Annotated in this window: 16 protein-coding genes and 1 tRNA gene; 5 read left to right on the plus strand and 12 right to left on the minus strand. The window is 38.7% G+C overall.

Annotated elements, in window-relative coordinates; translation table 11 throughout:
- Positions 1 to 12: 12 nt before the first annotated feature.
- The 4 genes from B154_RS0105200 to B154_RS0105215 form a co-directional block, all read right to left on the minus strand.
- Positions 13 to 468, minus strand: a complete 456-nt coding sequence (locus tag B154_RS0105200; RefSeq protein WP_018612284.1) for a (2Fe-2S)-binding protein — start codon at positions 466 to 468, stop codon at positions 13 to 15.
- A 91-nt stretch (positions 469 to 559) separates the two neighbouring features.
- Positions 560 to 946: a flavodoxin gene (locus B154_RS27740; RefSeq protein ID WP_083934920.1), complete on the minus strand. Its 387-nt coding sequence runs from the start codon at positions 944 to 946 to the stop codon at positions 560 to 562.
- Positions 924 to 1,325 carry a putative quinol monooxygenase gene (locus B154_RS27745; RefSeq protein ID WP_157580474.1) on the minus strand — a complete coding sequence of 134 codons (402 nt, stop codon included), beginning with the start codon at positions 1,323 to 1,325 and terminating at the stop codon, positions 924 to 926. The genes B154_RS27740 and B154_RS27745 overlap by 23 nt, the downstream gene beginning before the upstream one ends.
- Before the next feature lie 19 nt (positions 1,326 to 1,344).
- A complete protein-coding gene (locus B154_RS0105215; RefSeq protein ID WP_026259981.1) occupies positions 1,345 to 2,196 on the minus strand; it encodes an aldo/keto reductase in 852 nt (283 codons plus the stop codon).
- Between the two features lie 154 nt (positions 2,197 to 2,350).
- On the opposite strand from B154_RS0105215, the gene B154_RS0105220 reads away from it, so the two are divergent.
- Positions 2,351 to 3,250: a helix-turn-helix domain-containing protein gene (locus B154_RS0105220; RefSeq protein ID WP_018612288.1), complete on the plus strand. Its 900-nt coding sequence runs from the start codon at positions 2,351 to 2,353 to the stop codon at positions 3,248 to 3,250.
- Positions 3,251 to 3,889: 639 nt separating this feature from the next.
- Here the strand turns inward: B154_RS0105220 and B154_RS0105225 are convergent.
- From B154_RS0105225 to B154_RS0105235, 3 genes are all read right to left on the minus strand, one after another.
- Positions 3,890 to 4,147, minus strand: a complete 258-nt coding sequence (locus tag B154_RS0105225) for an NAD-dependent dehydratase (RefSeq protein WP_211217460.1) — start codon at positions 4,145 to 4,147, stop codon at positions 3,890 to 3,892.
- Entirely contained in the window at positions 4,125 to 4,253 is a 129-nt protein-coding gene (locus B154_RS33580) for a hypothetical protein (RefSeq protein ID WP_018612290.1), read from the minus strand. The genes B154_RS0105225 and B154_RS33580 overlap by 23 nt, the downstream gene beginning before the upstream one ends.
- An 84-nt stretch (positions 4,254 to 4,337) precedes the next feature.
- Positions 4,338 to 5,180, minus strand: a complete 843-nt coding sequence (locus B154_RS0105235; protein WP_018612291.1) for an SDR family oxidoreductase — start codon at positions 5,178 to 5,180, stop codon at positions 4,338 to 4,340.
- 190 nt (positions 5,181 to 5,370) lie between these two features.
- On the opposite strand from B154_RS0105235, the gene B154_RS0105245 reads away from it, so the two are divergent.
- A complete protein-coding gene (locus B154_RS0105245) occupies positions 5,371 to 6,270 on the plus strand; it encodes a helix-turn-helix domain-containing protein (RefSeq protein ID WP_018612293.1) in 900 nt (299 codons plus the stop codon).
- A gap of 307 nt (positions 6,271 to 6,577) precedes the next feature.
- Here the strand turns inward: B154_RS0105245 and B154_RS0105250 are convergent.
- Both B154_RS0105250 and B154_RS0105255 read right to left on the minus strand, forming a co-directional pair.
- Positions 6,578 to 6,650, minus strand: a tRNA-Ala gene (locus B154_RS0105250).
- 282 nt (positions 6,651 to 6,932) lie between these two features.
- On the minus strand, positions 6,933 to 7,838 hold the full coding sequence (locus tag B154_RS0105255) for a sugar phosphate nucleotidyltransferase (RefSeq protein ID WP_018612295.1): 906 nt from the start codon (positions 7,836 to 7,838) through the stop codon (positions 6,933 to 6,935).
- 78 nt (positions 7,839 to 7,916) lie between these two features.
- Between B154_RS0105255 and B154_RS0105260 the strand changes: the two genes are divergently transcribed.
- Both B154_RS0105260 and B154_RS0105265 read left to right on the plus strand, forming a co-directional pair.
- Positions 7,917 to 8,822 carry a 1-aminocyclopropane-1-carboxylate deaminase/D-cysteine desulfhydrase gene (locus B154_RS0105260; RefSeq protein ID WP_018612296.1) on the plus strand — a complete coding sequence of 302 codons (906 nt, stop codon included), beginning with the start codon at positions 7,917 to 7,919 and terminating at the stop codon, positions 8,820 to 8,822.
- Positions 8,823 to 8,865: 43 nt separating this feature from the next.
- Positions 8,866 to 9,705, plus strand: coding sequence for a hypothetical protein (locus B154_RS0105265; protein ID WP_018612298.1), 840 nt, complete (start codon positions 8,866 to 8,868; stop codon positions 9,703 to 9,705).
- A gap of 123 nt (positions 9,706 to 9,828) precedes the next feature.
- Here B154_RS0105265 and B154_RS0105270 read toward each other — a convergent pair whose 3' ends face one another.
- Positions 9,829 to 10,746, minus strand: a complete 918-nt coding sequence (locus tag B154_RS0105270) for a sugar phosphate isomerase/epimerase family protein (RefSeq protein WP_018612300.1) — start codon at positions 10,744 to 10,746, stop codon at positions 9,829 to 9,831.
- A 350-nt stretch (positions 10,747 to 11,096) separates the two neighbouring features.
- Between B154_RS0105270 and B154_RS27750 the strand changes: the two genes are divergently transcribed.
- Complete coding sequence (locus B154_RS27750; protein ID WP_051084279.1) at positions 11,097 to 12,647, plus strand: ADP-ribosylglycohydrolase family protein; 1,551 nt, start codon at positions 11,097 to 11,099, stop codon at positions 12,645 to 12,647.
- A gap of 45 nt (positions 12,648 to 12,692) precedes the next feature.
- Here B154_RS27750 and B154_RS0105280 read toward each other — a convergent pair whose 3' ends face one another.
- Positions 12,693 to 14,270 carry a glycoside hydrolase gene (locus B154_RS0105280; protein WP_018612305.1) on the minus strand — a complete coding sequence of 526 codons (1,578 nt, stop codon included), beginning with the start codon at positions 14,268 to 14,270 and terminating at the stop codon, positions 12,693 to 12,695.
- Positions 14,271 to 14,523: 253 nt separating this feature from the next.
- Positions 14,524 to 19,044: Ig-like domain-containing protein (locus B154_RS30555; protein ID WP_051084280.1), on the minus strand; the 4,521-nt coding region annotated here is incomplete at its 5' end.

Raw genomic sequence — 19,044 nt, forward strand, 5'->3', positions numbered from 1 at the left:
GAGGTTTAAAGGTTATGCTTTTGCGGCTGTTTTTATTGCAGCCCTGATACGAACATAAGTGGCACAGCGGCAAATATTACCATTCATCGCTGCTTCAATTTCCTCATCGGAGGGATGGGAATTGCTTTTCAACAGAGCGCTAGCATTCATAATTTGCCCTGCCTGGCAGTAACCGCACTGGGCTACGTCGTGCTCGAGCCACGCTTTCTGAACAGGGTGGTCACCTTTTTCAGATAATCCCTCGATCGTGGTGATAGTCTTATCACCAACTGCTGATACAGGAAGCTGACAAGAGCGCATAGCTACATCGTCGAGGTGAACGGTGCATGCACCACACTGGGCAACGCCGCAACCGTATTTGGTTCCGACCAAGTCAAGGTGGTCACGCAAGACCCACAACATTGGGGTAGCTGGATCAACATCCACTTGTTGTTTTTTTCCGTTGATGTTTAAATTAAATATGGCCATGATGGTAAAATTTATAAGAACTGTTGTAGAATATCCTTATTGGGTGAAGTACAATAAAGTTATGAATTAGTTATGTTGTAATTGCGCCACCTCATTTAATTATCTTGATTTTTTGCAACCATTGCTTCACTTTCACCTCAGCCTCTTTTGCCTTTTCATCTTTGATCACTAAATATACTCCGTCTCTTTCTATTCCGCCTTTCATTGTAAAACCTTCCAACACTTTACTATTTGCACATAATTCCTTCACCGTCTCGAAACTGCTACCCACACCGTAGCCTGCATTTGTATTGAAAGGAATAACTGTTTTCCCCCTTAAATCATATTGCTTTAAAAAGCTTTTCATTGGTGGCGGCAACTTCATACCCCAGGTAGGGAAGCCTACAAACACAACATCATAGTTTTGAATGCTATCAATTTTTGTTTTTAAAGGTGGCAGATAACCACTCTCATTTTCATTTACTACCTGCGGTGCAATAGCCTGGTAGTTTTGCTACCAGCTCAAGCGATTTCACCATATCTTTTGTGCCTGTTTTATACTTTGTAAAATGAGGCGTTTGTACATGTAATTGGTAGGCAGTTGTATCAGCATATATTTCGAGAATAGTGATGTGCGTAGGTTTGTCTTTTTCAGAAACCGCATAGAGCATTTTAACACCTGGCTCAACACGCATCGATGTTTCAATCTCTTCTTTCAACAAAGCTTTATAGCTTGTTAACTGGCTGGAATCAATGACTAGTTTTGCCAGGCGCACCATTTGATTTTTCTCCTGGGCTGACGTGATACTACAACAAAAAATAGAAAGCATAGCAGTTAGAACAATACGACAGGACTTGCTTGTTTGCGTTGTTTTCATTTTTTACTTCATTTTCGTTTTAAATATCCAATTTTCTTTCTCCTAACCATTTCACCATCTTCGGGTCACAGTGATCAAAGAAAAGACTTGCCTTGGTGTCTAATGTTTTGATGGCTTCCATATCTTCTTCACTCAATGTAAAATCGAAGATGTTGAAGTTCTCTTCCATTCGTTCCTTACGAACTGATTTTGGTATAGCAACTATCCCTCGTTGTGTAAGCCAACGCAATACTACCTGCGCTACTGACTTATTATACTTCCTGCCGATTGACGTCAACAGCTCGTTGGTGAAAAGGTTGTTTTTACCTTCTGAAAATGGTCCCCAGCTTTCTATCTGTACATTATTTTCCTGTAAGAATTTCTGAGTTTCGTTTTGCTGATAGAATGGATGCGTTTCAACCTGGTTCACTGCAGGAACGATCTCGTTATGAACAATCAAATCTATTAATCGGTCGGGCTGAAAGTTGCTTACACCAATTGCTCGAATTCTGCCTGCTTTATACAATTCCTGCATGGCTCTCCATTCACCGTACACATCACCAAAAGGCTGATGAATTAGGTATAAATCAAGATACTCCAGCTGCAAGCGCCTCATCGAATTTTCAAACGCCTTCTTAGTGCCTTCATAACCATTAGACTGTATCCACAGTTTTGTTGTTATAAAAAGTTCTTCTCTTGGCACTCCGCTGTTCTTAATCGCGCTGCCAACCGCTTCTTCATTCTCATAAGACTGTGCTGTATCGATAAGGCGATAGCCCGATTTAATAGCATCCATTACGCTTCTCTCACATTCCGCCAGGTCTTTCACCTGGAAAACACCAAACCCGAGGATCGGCATTTCAACACCATTATTCAGTTTTACTGTTTCCATATTTATCATTCTTGTTACCCAAAGGTCATATGAATAAATCGACGGCATGGTATACAGATTCCGGTTTTTACTACCAATATTGCTGATTCGAACATACGCTGTAACGGCAGGACGGATAAAGCAGTAATTTTGAACCAGGTAAAATATCAGCGATATGGATAATTTGAGAAGGTTTGAGACAATCAATGATTACAATGTATTCAACAATAATGAAACACTGCATCCGCTGGTGAGTGTTGTTGATTTGTCGAAGGCAGATCGGCGACAAGGTTCAAGGATGTATTTCGGCTTCTATACCATCTTCTTAAAGGATGTGAAATGCGGTGATTTAATGTACGGCCGGCATACATATGACTACCAGGAAGGCACATTGGTATTTCTTGCACCGGGACAGGTAGCAGGGGTGAACAGCAATGGAGAAACCTATCAGCCGAAAGGCTATGCATTAGTGTTTCATCCAGACTTAGTTCATGGCACTTCGCTCGGTCGGCTTATTCAAGACTACACTTTCTTTGGTTATCAGTCCAATGAAGCCCTTCATTTGTCAAATCGGGAAAGGAAAATTGTTTTGGATTGCTTCGAAAAAATCAAATACGAACTGGAGCATGCTATTGATAAGCATAGTAGAAGATTGATAGTATCTAATATTGAACTATTCTTAAATTATTGCATCCGTTTTTATGAGCGCCAGTTTATTACCCGTGATAATGTGCACAAAGGAATTTTAGAAAGGTTTGAGAATTTGTTGAATGAGTATTTTGAAACAGACAAGCCCCAAACAATTGGTTTACCTTCCGTAGCTTATTGCGCAAATGAATTAAATTTATCTTCAAGCTATTTCGGTGACCTGGTAAAAAAAGAAACAGGCAAAACAGCGCAGGAGTATATACAAACCAGGGTAATTGATGAGGCGAAAGAAAGAATATTTGACCACAGCAAGTCAGTTAGCGAAATAGCGTATGAACTAGGCTTTAAATATCCCCAACATTTTATCCGATTGTTTAAACAATGGGTAGGGCAATCGCCAAATGAATTTCGTAGTTCGTTGAATTGATGTTTGACAAAAAAACTTATGAACGGCTTGAATGGCAGTCATGGAACGTCCTTTCCCTTACAAATAGCGACAAAATGTAACGTTAATAGGTCTTGTTTTAGTCATATTGTTCCTGGCAACTACCTCTTAACCATTTTCAATGATACTCAGGAAACCTAAGACTTTACGGGCAATAGTTAGTATAAAGCATAGATTTCGTTGAGCATTTTTAATATGGGGAGAGGCTTTAATGGAAAAAGGGATGATAAACCGAAAATAGAGAAGTGGTTAAAACAGCTTAAATAAGTAAAGTGGTTCGAAGGCTCTTTTATGAGGCAGGCTCAATAGAGAATATTAAACTTCCCGTAAATTTATTTCAGTTTCAAATCTTGTAATCAATTATTTTAAGTGCTCGTTTTACAAAGGTGAGACTAAGTATCAAGCCGCCCTAATACAAGCACAATTCGGTAAGCTAGCCGAAGCTTGTTAGCTAGTAAGACCAGTCCGAGAATAATCAGGAGGAGGTAAACATATTGATGAAAAGGCTTTGCATGGGGTAGTTGTTATCATATAATTAAAGAAAGCCCGTGAGGGGCTTTCAATTGAAGGGTCTTTTAAGGATGTTGCAGTTTTAATTAAGTCAGAGGAATAATCAGGAAATTAGGGAATTAACCTGTCTTTCCTCAATTGTTCAAACAGGTCGAAAAAAGAGTCTTCCGTTTTCTGAAATACTGTAAAACCAAATTTGCGGCTTTTGGACATGTCGGTCATTACCTCAATTGGGCGACCAAGGTCTAGGTCTGTGTGCCAGGCAGACGCAAGTCGGTTTATATCAGGTTCAGCCAACCCGTATTTGTTGGCAATCTCCTTCCATTCAGAAGAGTACTCGGCTAATTCAGCTTCCAACGGTTTTGTCACCAGCGAAAAATTTGCCCGTACATTTTAGTACATCTGCCTCAGCATGAGACTGTCCAAAGCCTTGCAAGGCGATTAAAACAACTGCTATTGAAAAGATTGCTTTCATTTGTATTTCATGTTTTATAATTCGTCCAAGTAAAAAGAATCTAAAGTCTTGGTTAAATTTGAATGTCGTAAATATGGGAGTATTTTAAGCTTTAGAAGGTTGAAGCGGACCGTAGAAGTAAGATGCGGTGGCTCCGCCGTCAATCAGAAAGTCTGAACCTGTTATGAATGCTCCCTTTTCTAATAGTAACAACTCTGCAACATTTGCTACTTCATCCGCAATACCCGGACGACCAGCTGGCGATTTAGCAAACATATTTTTATAAAAATCGCCTCTCGGTCCGTTGATTTCATCTAAAGCCAATGGCGTGATGATGATGCCTGGAGAAATAGAATTTACTCTTGCGCCCCGCTCGCCCCATTTCACGGCTTCTGCCATCACCCGCTTTACGTTGCAACGCTTTGCCATTTGATAGGCGTGTAGCGTGTCTTTGATGTTTTCAGGTTTCAGCATTTCTAATTGCAATAATTCTTTTGTTGGAGTGGTTGCCAGCAATCGGTCTTCTTCAGTTGTGAGTGCAGGCATTCTATGACCGGATTGGCTGGAAATGGTAACACCAGTACCGCCCTCCTTTATCACTTTTCCAAATTCTTCCAGCAAAACTGCTGTACCATAGAGGTCCACCTTCAAAATCTGTTCAATAGAAGCCTGACTAGGTGATACGCCTGCCGCATTGATGAACATTGAAATTTCCCCTTCCTTTTGTGCTGCTTCAATTATCTGTAGGACCGATTGCCTCGAAGAAATATCAACCTTGAAAGAGACAACATCAAATCCTGCTTCTTCCATAGTTTTAGCAATGGCATTGGCATTTTCCAATTTCCAATCGCCAACGAAGATTTTCTTTCCATGACCCATTCTTCTGGCGATAGCCATTCCCAATTGACCTGCACCTGTCAGTACAATAACATCTTTATTACTATTCATTTTTTAATTTTTATGGTTACGCTGATCGGTTAAATAGCTTTTCATTTTCCAGAATACAAAGCTACCAAGGGCAGTTAGGCGGCCTATTACCTGAATTACTGATTTCCCTACCATTATTCCTGTTTTGGTTTTATGCATATTTATGGCGCTATTTGAATAGCTAATTTTGAACTTATAAATACAAACCGGTATGAATGAGATAGTAAAAATTGAAACTGTTGCCCAATACAATGCAATGAGAGGCGTTCCGACAAAGCATCCTTTAATAACTGTATTAGATCTATCTAAAGCCCAACCAATGGCTGCCAAGACTTTTAACTTTGGTTTATATGCCGTCTACCTGAAAGAGTTGGAATGCGGTGAATTGAAGTACGGGCGAAATCACTATGATTACCAGGAAGGCACTTTGGTGTTTATTGGACCGGGACAAGTTTTGGGAGTGCAGCCAAAGGTTACAACCTTTGACGCGAAAGGTTGGGCATTGCTGTTTCATCCGGATTTGATTAAGGGTACTTCGTTAGCAAAGCATATACAGGATTATTCTTTCTTTTCTTATGATGTTAATGAAGCACTTCATATCTCTGACCAGGAACGGCAAGTGGTGTTAGAATGTTTCAGAAAGATTGAGTTTGAGTTGCAACATGCAATTGATAAACATAGCAAGAAGCTAATAGTATCAAACATTGAACTCTTCTTAAATTACTGTCTACGATATTACGACCGTCAATTTATTACACGTGACTATGTCAATACCGGTATCATAGAAAAATTTGAAACGCAACTGCAGAACTACTTTAATTCAGAAAAGCCGCGGGAAATAGGTATCCCTTCTGTTGGCTTCTTCGCCAATGAACTTCACTTATCAGCAAAATATTTTGGTGACCTGATAAAAAAAGAAACAGGCAAAACGGCACAAGAATATATTCAAGCAAAATTAATTGACATAGCGAAGGAGAAAATATTTGACCCAACTAAGACTGTTAGTGAAATAGCTTACGAGTTAGGATTTAAATATCCACAACATTTTACAAGATTGTTTAAGCAGCATGTGGGGCATACGCCAAATGAGTATCGAAGTTTTCTGAATTAACCTGGTACCTAAGGTAAGATTTCGACCATCCTTTTGCCATTGATAATATCGCAAGAACAATTCTTTGTTTTATAGTGGTATTGCTTTTTTTTTAAGTAGTGGGCTAGCGAGGTACTCATTTGCAACAAATATTAGTCGTGCAGTATGGGCTAGAATTAGAAAATATTTTAAATATCACGTAAAAACGTTGTTATTACTTAGGTTTTAGTTTTACCTAAGTTTTACCTAAGTTTTACCTACAATTAAAAAAGCCTTATCTGCTACAGATAAAGTATTGGTTATTACAGATAAAGCTTGGTTAATCAAGTGGAGAATAGCGGGTTCGAACCGCTGGCCTCTTGCATGCCATGCAAGCGCTCTACCAACTGAGCTAATTCCCCATTGACTGCAAATGTATTGTTTGACACGTAATCCAACAAAAAGTTTTTAGAATATATCAGCCATCTTATTTATACTAACAATACTGCTTTTAAATCGTCATTTTCCTGTTCTGTAATTTACATTATCAGTTGATCGCTTATGACCGTTTTCTGTACGCTTAAAGTATTTCGCAAAGATGTATTTGATGCAGTAGCTATTCGGACTCAAACAGAAAAGAAAAAGGCTGTCTCTTTACTTTGAGACAGCCTTTTCTTTTATTTTTTTTTGATGAAAAATTGATATTACGCCCATAGATTCTTGGGATATTCTCCCGCCTCTACTTGCTTATTAATGTCAGCCAGTACAACAGGTGCATCTTCTTTATAGGTAACGCCAAACCATTGTGCGCTTGTAGGAATAACTTTTATAACTCCTTTGCCCGATTTTATAAATTCATCGCCCAATATTGGAATAAAGAATTCTGCTTTTGGATTATTGATGTTTTCATCCAGAAACTTTTGAAAAGACTCCTCGATTAACCCAAATACATTTGGAGCAAACGCCCAAAAATTCATACTTACAGGGCTGTCCTCACTTACTTCATGTAAACCACCATTGTCGTCTTCGTAAGTTATTTTGCCTTGTTCGTTGCGATAAATCTTTGTCCGTTCGTTTATTGCCGTCAAATTATTATTTTCGTCAACTTCACATACACCGCGGCTTACACTACCATTTTCACTCAATGTTTTTTTCAACTCGTAACCTATAATGCAATATGTTCTGTCATTAGCCTCTTTGGTTAAAAAGTCATACGCTTTTTTAAAGCTGTCTTTACCATAAAAATCATCTGCATTAATTACTGCAAATGGCTCTTTAACCGCATCTTTGGCACACAACACCGCATGTGCTGTTCCCCAAGGTTTTTTTCTTTCAGCAGGAACGGTATGTTTCCCCATGTATGCATCAAGGCTTTGATAAACATAATCTGTTTCAATTTTACCTTTAAGCTTTGGCTCAAAAATGCTTTTAAAATTCTCTGCGAAATCTTCGCGAATGATAAAAACAACTTTGCCAAATCCCGCACGAATGGCATCATAAATAGAATAATCCATAATAGTCTCGCCAGAAGGTCCAAACGACTGAATTTGTTTCATACTTCCGTAACGACTTGCCATACCTGCGGCCAAAATAACTAATGTTGGTTTCATATATATTTTTTAAACTTTGCTAAACTGATTTATATTGCTTAAACGTAAAACAGCTGCTAAAATTGCAAATATAATACCTTGAAGTTTTATAATACTTTCAACTTAAACACTGTTAACGTAGAGACAATACAGGCAGAATGGCTTTTTGATAAAAAGGTTGCATTAGATATTCTTAGATTAGATAAAATTCATTCTGTTGTAAGTGGAAATAAATGGTTTAAGCTGAAATACTACTTGTCAGAAGCTGCATCTTCGAATAAAACAACTATCGCTACATTTGGTGGTGCATGGTCTAATCATATTGTTGCGGTTGCATTTGCGTGCAAAGAAGTTTCTCTACAAAGTGTTGGCATTATAAGGGGAGAAAAACCCGCAGTTTTATCAGCCACATTAAAAAAAGCTGTAGAATATGGAATGGAATTACATTTTGTAACGAGGGAAGAATACAGGAGCAAAGAAACGATAAAACAAAAATTTGCAGACAACAGTTGGTACTGGATAAATGAAGGCGGCTATGGCAGATTGGGAGCAAAAGGAGCTTCAGAAATTTTAAAGGTTACTGATATATCTACTTATTCACATATAGTTGCTGCCGTAGGAAGCGGAACTATGCTGGCAGGTTTACTCCTAGCTGCAGGTTCTCAAAAGGTGATAGGAATTAGCAGTATGAAAAAAAATGTTTTGTTAGAAAAAGAGATATTACATCTGGTCGCAGCTGAAAAAATTAATTCGACACTTCAGATAATTCACGATTATCATTTTGGAGGATACGGAAAACATCCTTTACCACTTATTGATTTTATAAATGAGGTCTATTCACAACATAACTTGCCACTCGACATCGTTTATACAGGCAAAACATTTTATGCAATAAAAGATTTGACAGAAAAGGATTTTTTTGAACCAGGAAGCCGTGTATTGATGATTCATAGCGGCGGTTTGCAGGGAAATGCAAGTTTGCCTCTGAAAGTCTTAGCATTTTAATTATTTTTCAGCCATTATCTTTGCCGCCATAATCGATAAAAAGTTGAAAAAAATCATCAGCCTGATTGTTCTATTCTTTATTGGAGGCAATTTGTTCAGCCAGGATACGTTGCCTAAATTTACTTTAGTAGAACGAGGAGATAAGGTAATTATAAGCTGGACAAATCCTTTTCAAAACCTGGTCCAGTTAAATGTGCAAAGGTCTTTTGACAGCACAAAACGGTATTCTACCATTTTTTCCGCACCCTCTCCTGAGATTCCTCAAAATGGTTATACAGATACAAAACAACCTTCCAACAGGGTTTATTACAGAATCTTTTATGTTTTGCAAGGCGGCTCATATGCTTTTACAATTGTAAAAAGAGCTACTGGTTTAACTAACGATTATACACCTACTGCTGGCACTGATAATAATTCGAGAGATATTAATAATTCAAACCTTTTGAACGTTAGGCCTGGAGATAAAAGGACGGTAACAGTAAAAATTAAAGACGCTGTTTTTAAACAGTTGTCTATAAATGCTTTCCGCAATTTTCGTGATAGTATTTTACATCTGACCAAGGATACTCTGTTTGCTGTAAACGACTCGCTTGTTGGCTTAAATCCGTATACCGGGCCTCAAAACTTCAAGGCCTCTTCCTTTATTTATGTTAATAAAGATGGCTATATAAATATTTCTTTGCCTTTAACTTCAGAAAAAAAATATCGTATAAAATTTTTCGAAGAAAACGGCACATCTCTTTTTGAAATAAACAATGTGAAGGAATCTCCACTGATTATCGACAAATCAAACTTTGTTCATGCAGGCTGGTTTTTGTTTGAATTGTATGAGGACAATGCTTTGAAGGAAAAGAATAAGTTATACCTGCCAAAAGATTTTTAACGAATATCTTAGTTTGTCAGCTACGAGCTGAAAGCTTTTACTTCTACTACGAATATTCATTCGCTTTGTCATAAAAAGCTTCCAGCCGTACCTGGTAAAACTATTGTTTATTACTTTGGATAATTAATATCCCCAATTTTTCATAATAGTAAAGTCTTCCTTAGCACATTCCAGAGGTGTTTTGCCCTGGTAAGATTCCTGTTCTATAATAAATTGTGTTGTTCCACCTGATGATTTTGCCAGGTCTATTATTTGTTTAACCGGAATAACACCTTTTCCTAAAACAGTACTTTCATAGCCATCTTCCATTTCTCCTTTCTTGTCTACTTTTATTTCATCTTTTACATGTAGCAACTCAAATCTTCCGGGATGTTTTTTTATTATCTCGCCTGCTCTGCCGCCTGCGCCATACATGTTACCCATATCAAGCTGTTGCGCTACAAGAGAAGGATCTGTCTTTTCAAGAATAATATCATATATCAGCTTATTATCCAGCTTGTACATAAACTCAAAATTGTGATTGTGATACCCGAACTTCATTCCTGACTTTTTGCACAATTCACCGCATTTATTAAATAGCTCAAGAAAGCGAACAAGGTCATCATAATTTTTTCGAAGGCTTTCGTCCAGCCATGGGCTTACCACATATTGTTGCCCTGCTGTAGCAGCGTCCTCAATTGTTTGTTTCCATTTGTCTGTAAAGTCTTTTTTATTTTCATCCCAGTCTTTGCCCGACATTACCGTATGACCACTCGGCATTTTCAATCCAAGGTCATCCAATACCTTTTTAAATTCAGATGCGGCATATCCGTAAAATTTACGATCTACATAATTAGCATGTTCAACATTTTTGTATCCCATAGCTGCTATCTGCTTAAGAGAACCCAACGGGTCCTTTTGCATATCATCCCTTATCGAATACAATTGAATTCCCAACATTTCTCCACTCTTTTTTCCAGCAAAGATTTTGTTTGATAAAACCATTGATCCAGCAATTGTAAGACTGCTGTTTTTTAGAAATGTTCTTCTTGACGTAAGCATAAAAGTTAGAATTATTTAAAGATTTAAAATTAAAGGTTTAGTACAGGTAAATGACAAGATGATTAAAATAAATTGCTAAATAGTTTGTTTTAGAAAAATTATAGAAAGATGTTTTGAAACTTGACTATGGTTTTCATGGAAGTGATATTGTTTTAGACGCAAAGGCGATAGGAAGCATGAAACTAATTTTGTTCTTCTTTTAAACGTGAAACGTTTTATATATTCTTATCTTCAATTGTAGTCTTTCTAAATACAGGGAATAAGTTGTTACGCAATTTAAAAACATTTAAAAAAGTTTTTGAAAAATAAAAATAAATGTAACCTTAGCACTATTAATACAAAACGATTGCATGAAACAATTCTTCTTTTTAATGGCTTGCTGCACCCTTGTTATTAGCAGCTTTTCTCAAACAAATACAATTACACTTACTAAGCAGCAACTGCAAGATAAAATAAAAGGTGGTTGGGCGGGGCAGACCATTGGCGTTACGTTTGGCGGCCCGTACGAGTTTCGTTTCCAGGGCACATTTATCGGAGATTACCAACCGTTGTTGTGGTACAAGGGTTATTTGAAAGAAACAATGATTAATAATCCCGGCTTGTACGATGATTTGTATATGGATTTAACCTTTGTGGATGTATTTAATAAATATGGTTTAGATGCACCGGTCGATTCTTTTGCGAATGCATTTGCCAATGCCGGCTATATGCTTTGGCATGCTAACCAGGCGGCTCGTTATAATATTTTAAATGGTATAAAAGCACCCATGTCAGGCAATTGGATAAATAATCCTCACGCAGATTGTATCGACTATCAAATAGAATCTGATTTTGCCGGACTAATGAGTCCGGGAATGCCAAATGCAGCATCAACTATCAGTGATAAGATCGGTCACATTATGAACTATGGCGATGGCTGGTATGGAGGAGTGTATGTGGGCGCTTTGTATTCTCTTGCTTTCACTTCAAATGATATTAATCATATTGTAGAAGAAGCATTGAAAACAATACCGAAACAAAGTGAGTTTTATCAATGCATTGCTGATGTAATCGGCTGGCATAAAAAATTTCCCGACGACTGGAAACAAACGTGGCTGGAAGTGCAAAAGAAATGGGCAAATGATATTGGTTGTCCCGATGGAGTATTTGCTCCGTTTAATATAGATTCAAAAGTAAATGCTGCTTATGTGGTTATTGGCTTGCTGTACGGTGATAAAGATTTTACCAAAACGCTTGAAATTGCTACCCGCTGTGGGCAGGATGCTGACTGCAATCCGTCAAGTGCCGGTGGTATATTAGGTGCTGTTTTAGGTTATGATAAAATTCCGGCTTATTGGAAAATGGGCCTGAAGGAGGCTGAATCAATCAACTTTAAATATACAACCATGTCGTTGAATAATGTATACGAAATAGGGTTGAAGCATGCGCTTGAAAATATTAAACGCAATGGAGGCCAGGTTAATGGTGACAAAATAAGTTTAAAAACTCAGGCACCAATAGCTGTAAAGTTTGAAAAGAGCTTCGAAGGAATCTACCCGGCTGTAAAAATGCCTGTTAAATGGTCAGACAGTAAAGATGCTATCAACTTTGAATTTGAAGGTACTGGTTTTGTTTTACGTGGCGATGCATCTAAATGGGAAAGTAAATCTGGCTATATATTCAATACAGAATTATACCTCGATGGAAAACTGGTGGAATCGCCAAAACTGCCTGTAAGTTTTACTTCTCGCCGCCACGAGCTTTGTTGGAAATATGGACTATCTAAAGGGAAACATACTGTTCAATTAAAAATTTTAAATCCTTCGAAAGAAGAAGAAGTAAAATCAGGTGAAGCTATAATTTATACAGATAAAATGGTCAACGGTTTAGAAGCAAACCAGGTAGCAGCAAAAAATATGTAAATTAACCATTAGTCAATAGCGTAAATACTAATGGAAGATGTTGGATTAGTTCATTACAATAGTTGATATTGACCTGGACGGCAATGCGATACTGCTATCAATGCTTCTTGCCAGCGAAGCTTTCATGTTTTCATCCTTTGCCGCTGTTGTTACATATGCCCTTACTGTTTTTATTGGTTTAAAATTTTTTACTTTTATCGAAATACTTTGCTCTTTGGTGGTATAATTAATAGCCACTATTACCATTCTTCCGTTATCATCTTTATAAGCAGATATCATTGTTTTTTGAGCTGCTTCAATATCGTTGAGGTTGTCACTCCTTTGTACCTGTAAACGCTGCATTCCGGGACGAATAAACAAACTATAATGTCCGAGTGCCCATAGGTTTTTTGTTTCGGCATAAGAGCCATTTTTAAAATCGGGATCAGGTTGCAGCGCTATCAAATAATAACGGGTATCAAAATCAGCCTTTCCGGGTTCGTACGCGTTCCAATACTGCCAGGCTGAAGCATTGCCAGCTACAAGATCGTTATGAATCACTTTAGCTAAAAATAAAGCGCAGTCCATCGCGCTGCGCTTTATTTTGGAACCTTCTTTATATCCATCACCCAGCATGGAATATTCCGACTGCCAAAATTCTACACCATACTTTTTAGCAGTGTCAGCAACATGCTTTCGTACACTCACCAAACTACTATCATTAGAATCTGTGAAATAACTATGACCGTCAATTATTGGTGGAACACAGGTTAAATTTCTAAAGTTCAAATGGCTTGTATCTGCAAAAAAACGTTGAATTTGCCGTGAAGCTGCTGTTTTGTTGTCGTATAAAAAAGCAAGCATTCCTGCTTCAGTTGCCAGTATTTTCGTTTTCAACTTTTTTGCTGTTAAAAAACTATCCAGCGGTTTTATCACATTATAAATCTCCTCGTTAGTCCACGGCGAACCTTCCTGCTTAGCTTCGCCAAATTTGCCTGCCCAGTCCCACTGTGGTTCATTGACAGGGCTTATATAATTAAAATGTAATCCTTCTTTATCAAAGTGCTTTACTACTTCTGTTAAAAAATCTGCATAGGCAGCATATTTTGCAGGTTTAAGGTTTGCAAAGCCGTCTTTGGAGGTTTTATACCCCAGACCATTTTGAGTAAATTGAATGGGGGGAGTATTGGAAAAAGCTACGAGGTTTTCCACCCCATACTCTTTTGCTTTTGTAAGAAACCAACGATAACCGGGCTGCTTGCTCCAATCGTATGTTCCGTTAGAATTTAAAAAACATTCCACCCTGTGGTTAACGTCTTTAATGCCACTGCCATCACCTTGTTCCGCGGTACCGCCACCTATATTAAAGCGCCACGCGGACAATCCAATGCCCCTTGGGTTACCCGCATTATCCAACTCACGGCTAAAAAGCAACTCTGCTATGTGTTCCCGCTTCGGACTGGGCCAGTATTTGCCAATAGGTTCTGAAAACCAACATCCTGAAGCACCGAAATTGTGAATGATTTGTACGCGGTCATTTCCATCGATGGTAATAATGATGTTTTGATCCTTGTGCTTTTGTGCGCGTGCAAACTGTAAAAAACCAAATACACACACTGTGAGTATAACAATTTTTATAGCCATTCTAAACACTATTGATTGATTTTAAGGTTTACCGGTTGAAAAGGAAAAGACAATAAAAAGTAACAACCCTCTTTATAATTTTTTCCTATTTCTAAGATTCCTGAACTTTTGCCTGTACAACATTCTTTAACCGTGTTATATAATAAAGCCGCAAAGATTAAAGTTAAACGGTTTTTTAAAAAGGGTATACATTCCTTTTTTATCTTAACCGGTTTTCTTCGTTCTCTGCGGCTTCTGTATAACTTGTAATATCTTATTCAACTATAACCCTTTCATTCCTGGTTATACCTCCTTTACTTATGTGCAATGTATAAGTTCCTTTACTTATCAACCTGCCTAATGAAATTGTATAAGTTCCCGATGTTGTAGTATGATCGATCGTGCTGCTATACAACTTTTGACCCAAAGTATTGTATAGAACCGCAAAATACCTGCCTTTTTCCATGTTATTAAACTGAACTTTTACCAGGTTATCTTTTATCGGGTTAGGAAATACGGTAATGCTGCTATTAACCTCTGCTATATTTACTCTCACTACATTGCTATATTTTATCGCACCTGATTTCTCGACTACTTTAATGCGGTAAAAGTTACTGCCCAAGTTTGGAATTTCATCAAGCCAACCATAATTTTCGGTAACTGAATTGTTGCCTTTCGCATTTATCGAAGTCGCTTTGATAAAATCTTGCCCGTTTACTGATTTTTCAATCTCGTACTGTGCAATATTCGTTTCTGCTTCTGATGTCCAATCTACCTCGATGCCATTGTTTTTCTGGTAAGCCTTTACATTAGTTAGGGTTACAGGTAATGCACTTCCTGCTTTGAATACAATGCTAAACCTGTCTTTTGCAAAAGAAGCAGCGCTTGTATCAATGCTAAAAGGAAATAAAGTAACTGAAGACAAGTCAACAGGGGTCTGTTTGTGCAGGTATTCGTCTTTTATAAAGGCTGTAACATCAGGTGAAAAATTACTACCCGCTAATCTCAGATAGTAGTTGCTTTGCCTGAACTGCCATATTTTTAATGGTATCGTATCGTCAGCAGTGATAGTTGGTCGGCCTTCTATGCTTAAAGCAGTTCCATTGCGGTTAATAGCAAGGTTTTCATCGAGGTTGGTGAATTTATAAGAATCATCACTGCCTATAGCTGATGAGTAATCCTTATCAAAAAAAGAAACTACTCCGTCCGCTTTGTTCTCCAATCCTGCATTTAAATTAAGCAGTAGTTGTATAGAAAGCTTTGTAGTATATCTTGGGTCTCTGAAGACAGCAGTATTTCCTGTCGACTTATAACTTTCTTTAAATGATAGTGAAGCTGAACCGCCAGATATTGTTTGTACAAAAAAAGCCTGTCCAGATTGTATGTTTTTGTCAACTTCTGAAACACCGGGTAAACTGTTTGAATTATTTAAAGCGTCATATACAACGTATTGACCACGCCTTGATACTCGTGGATCCCACGCCCAATATCTTGCTCCAACATTATTAGCGTTAGCTAGAATTTTCGTAAAATCAACAGGTGAAGCATAAGGGTTACCAATGAAAGTATACTTACTTGCCTTATTTGTCAGAGTAGGAGAATAGTCTCCGGTGAAAAGCTTACCCGAGGCTCGTAAAATAGTATTGGTAGGTGTAGGAGTATTTGTTCTCATATCTATACTTCTGTCGCCCCTTACCATCAGCGAGTATGCATCTCCTGCAGACAGAGAGCCTTTTGTATTTGGAACAGAGTCCCACTGTTGAGTTGATATATTAAAAGTGAACAGTGAAGGGTTAGAGGTTATGGTCGGATCAAAACCATTAGTGTTAGGATTTGGACCTGTAATATTGGTTCCATAACCATGATTAGGATTATAGGGAGGAGGATCGATACTTGAATTATGTCCGCCTTCCATCCAGTTGTCCATGATACTTGTAGTAGTGCTAACTGAAGGAGAGATAAAACGATAAGCTCTCCTTGCAGGAATAAATCTTTCAACAGTCACATCTCCGCTTATGGTACCAGATACCGATGCAACGCGGGCAGTATTTGCAATGCTGGTTGAACGTATTGTAAGATGGTCGCCAGTATTAAGCGTACCTTTTGTAGAAGTTAAGGTACCAGTAATATATAATTTATTACTTAAAGTGACTGTGCCAGTAGTATTAATTATTAAGTCACTTAAAACGTTACTTACTGCATCAGGCGATTGGAGAAAGTTTACTGTTGATGTGCTTGTGCCGTTTACAATAAGACCTGAAGTAGGACTTCCAACAAATTCACCGGTTCCGGTAAGAGCGCCATTTACGGTAAGTGTATTACCATTAAGAGAAACTTTAGCCCCCGGTTGAATTTCCAGCGACCTCACTTGAGATGCGTTGGATAACTGAGGGAAAAGAACAGCATTAGATGGTATAATAGCATTCGTTGAGTCTGTCGGAACTTTACCGGAACACCAATTAGCGTCAGTGTTCCAATCGGTAGTGCCAGCAGCGGCGGTCCATGAACTGGTAATAAATGATATATCAGTTGCAGGCGATGTACCAGAGCATCCGGAAGAGTTAGTTACTACAACAGTATAGCGTCCGGGAAGAGCAGCAGTATAGCTTTGTTGTGTTGCTAATGGAATTGCTACTCCGTCTTTGTACCATTGATTACCTGAAGCACTATCGGAAGTAAGCTTTACGGATCCAACACATGAAATAGTTGGACCATTAGCAGTGATCTTAGGGGCTGGGCTTGGATTTACGGTCACAGGTGCAGTAGTACTGTTTGTACAACTCTGTGCATTAGTAACTGTATAAGTAATAGTTGCAGTTCCTGTAGCAAGGCCTGTTACCAGACCGGTTGTGCTATTTACAGTTGCAACGGAGGTATTTGAGCTGCTCCATGTTCCGCTTGCTGTGGCATCGCTTAAAGTGGTTGTGCTGTTTACACAAACACCGGTTGTGCCAGTAATTGCAGCAACAGTCGGTGATGCGTTCACGGTAACTGGTGCAGTAGCACTGTTTGTACAACCGTTTGCATTTGCCGCAGTTGTATAAGTAATTGTTGTACTACCTGCAGCTACTCCTGTTACTACACCTGTTGCGCTGTTTACTGTAGCAACTGCTGGATTTGAACTGCTCCATGTTCCGCCTGATGTGGCATCGCTTAAAGTGGTTGTGCTGTTTACGCAAACACTCGTTGTGCCGGTAATTGCAGCAACAGTTGGTAATGCGTTAACGGTCACTGATGCAGTAGCGCTGTTTGTACAACCATTTGCATTTGCAGCAGTTGTATAAGTGATTGTTGCACTACCTGCAGCTACTCCTGTTACTACACCTGTTGCACTGTTTACTGTAGCAGCTGCTGTATTTGAACTGCTCCAAGTGCCTCCAGAGGTGGCATTGCTTAAAGTGGTTGTTTTGCTTACACAAACTGATGTTGTTCCCGTGATTGGCGAAACAGTAGGTAATTGATTTATGGTAACAGTTGCACTACCGGTCATGTTTTGTGTGCAAGCAGTCGTTGCATTTGTTGCTTTTACCGTATACGTGCCCGCCGCCGTTTGAAACCCAAAATTTAAAGCAGCCCCGTTACCAGGTTTAGCGGCACCAACAGCAGTTGTACCATTCAGTAATTGATAATTGACACCTGTTTGGGAATTTGATAACCCAACAGAAACACCTGTTCCTCCTGCACAGTAGCTGCCTCCACCTGTTACGTCATATTGGGTAGGAAGTGGATTTACATTTATGGTTATAGTTGTCGTAGTTCCCGTGCAACTGCCATAGCTAGTTGACAAGCTATAAGTCGTAGTGGGAACAGTGGTTGGTATTACTGTTATTGACGAACCGGATCCCGCAGAACCCCAGCTATAATTTAAAGCTTGATGAGGGCCTACGATAAAAATATCATCTACCGCCCAATTGCTTCCGGAGGTACTACTATACGTGCCAAGATAATAAAAGCGAACTTTTAAATTGGTCTTACCTAAGTAAGCCTTAAGGTCAATAGACGTCTTTTTATTAAAATTATTCGCAGGACCTAACGTTGATGGCCCCTGGTATTGTGCGAGTGTAGTATAAGACGTTCCTCCATCGGTAGAGATTTCAACTTTTGCAACGGCATTAGCTTCTAAATTGTAGCCTTGAATATATTCTAAGGCAGCGGACGGCATCCCAACCAAGCTGAAAATCGGGGTGGATAGAATGGCTGGTCTAGTGCCTCCAGCATTTCCAGTAACTATCATAAATTTTCCCCCGCCCGAAGTCCCACCGCTACTATATTTAAATCCGTTAACGGTCTTTCCACCTGTTGTTTGTCCCCAAAAAGAATTTTCATTACCGTTACTGTTACTAGCATCTGCACCGCTCCATCCTGGATTATTAGATCCACTAAAATCTCCGCCTGATAATACTCCTAAAGATTCGAAACCACTAGCAGTAAGGGTTACTGGGGTTCCGGAACATACTGCTGAAGCAGGAGAAGCAGTAATGGTTGGGATAAAAGGCTCATTTACTACAATCACTGCTGTGTCAGAAAATACTGAGCCACAAGTTCCGCTTACAACGGATGCTCGAAATAAAGTAGTTTGTGTAAGATTAGAGTAAGTATTTGTCGTGTTAGACCAATTAGCGCCTTGATCTATTGATTTTTGCCAAGTAACAGTGCCTACTGAATTGTTTAATGTAAGCGTGCCGCTGTTTGATCCCGAACATGCTATTGTCTGAGAAGGTGTTATATTGCCTCCGGCTGAAGGTGGACTTACAGTTACTGACTGTTGCGCTGTTTTTGTTCCACCACAAGCACC

The organism is Segetibacter koreensis DSM 18137 (genome assembly GCF_000374045.1).
GTDB classification, from domain to species: Bacteria; Bacteroidota; Bacteroidia; order Chitinophagales; family Chitinophagaceae; genus Segetibacter; species Segetibacter koreensis.

What these genes read in the sequence shown, in the direction of transcription:
- B154_RS0105280 (WP_018612305.1), bottom strand. Translation starts at nt 14,270, where the DNA reads ATGGCTATAAAAATTGTTATACTCACAGTGTGTGTATTTGGTTTTTTA.
- B154_RS0105255 (WP_018612295.1), bottom strand. Translation starts at nt 7,838, where the DNA reads ATGAAACCAACATTAGTTATTTTGGCCGCAGGTATGGCAAGTCGTTAC.
- B154_RS0105245 (WP_018612293.1), top strand. Translation starts at nt 5,371, where the DNA reads ATGAATGAGATAGTAAAAATTGAAACTGTTGCCCAATACAATGCAATG.
- B154_RS33580 (WP_018612290.1), bottom strand. Translation starts at nt 4,253, where the DNA reads ATGAAAGCAATCTTTTCAATAGCAGTTGTTTTAATCGCCTTGCAAGGC.
- B154_RS0105270 (WP_018612300.1), bottom strand. Translation starts at nt 10,746, where the DNA reads ATGCTTACGTCAAGAAGAACATTTCTAAAAAACAGCAGTCTTACAATT.
- B154_RS0105220 (WP_018612288.1), top strand. Translation starts at nt 2,351, where the DNA reads ATGGATAATTTGAGAAGGTTTGAGACAATCAATGATTACAATGTATTC.
- B154_RS27750 (WP_051084279.1), top strand. Translation starts at nt 11,097, where the DNA reads ATGAAACAATTCTTCTTTTTAATGGCTTGCTGCACCCTTGTTATTAGC.
- B154_RS0105200 (WP_018612284.1), bottom strand. Translation starts at nt 468, where the DNA reads ATGGCCATATTTAATTTAAACATCAACGGAAAAAAACAACAAGTGGAT.
- B154_RS0105235 (WP_018612291.1), bottom strand. Translation starts at nt 5,180, where the DNA reads ATGAATAGTAATAAAGATGTTATTGTACTGACAGGTGCAGGTCAATTG.
- B154_RS27745 (WP_157580474.1), bottom strand. Translation starts at nt 1,325, where the DNA reads ATGAAAACAACGCAAACAAGCAAGTCCTGTCGTATTGTTCTAACTGCT.
- B154_RS0105215 (WP_026259981.1), bottom strand. Translation starts at nt 2,196, where the DNA reads ATGGAAACAGTAAAACTGAATAATGGTGTTGAAATGCCGATCCTCGGG.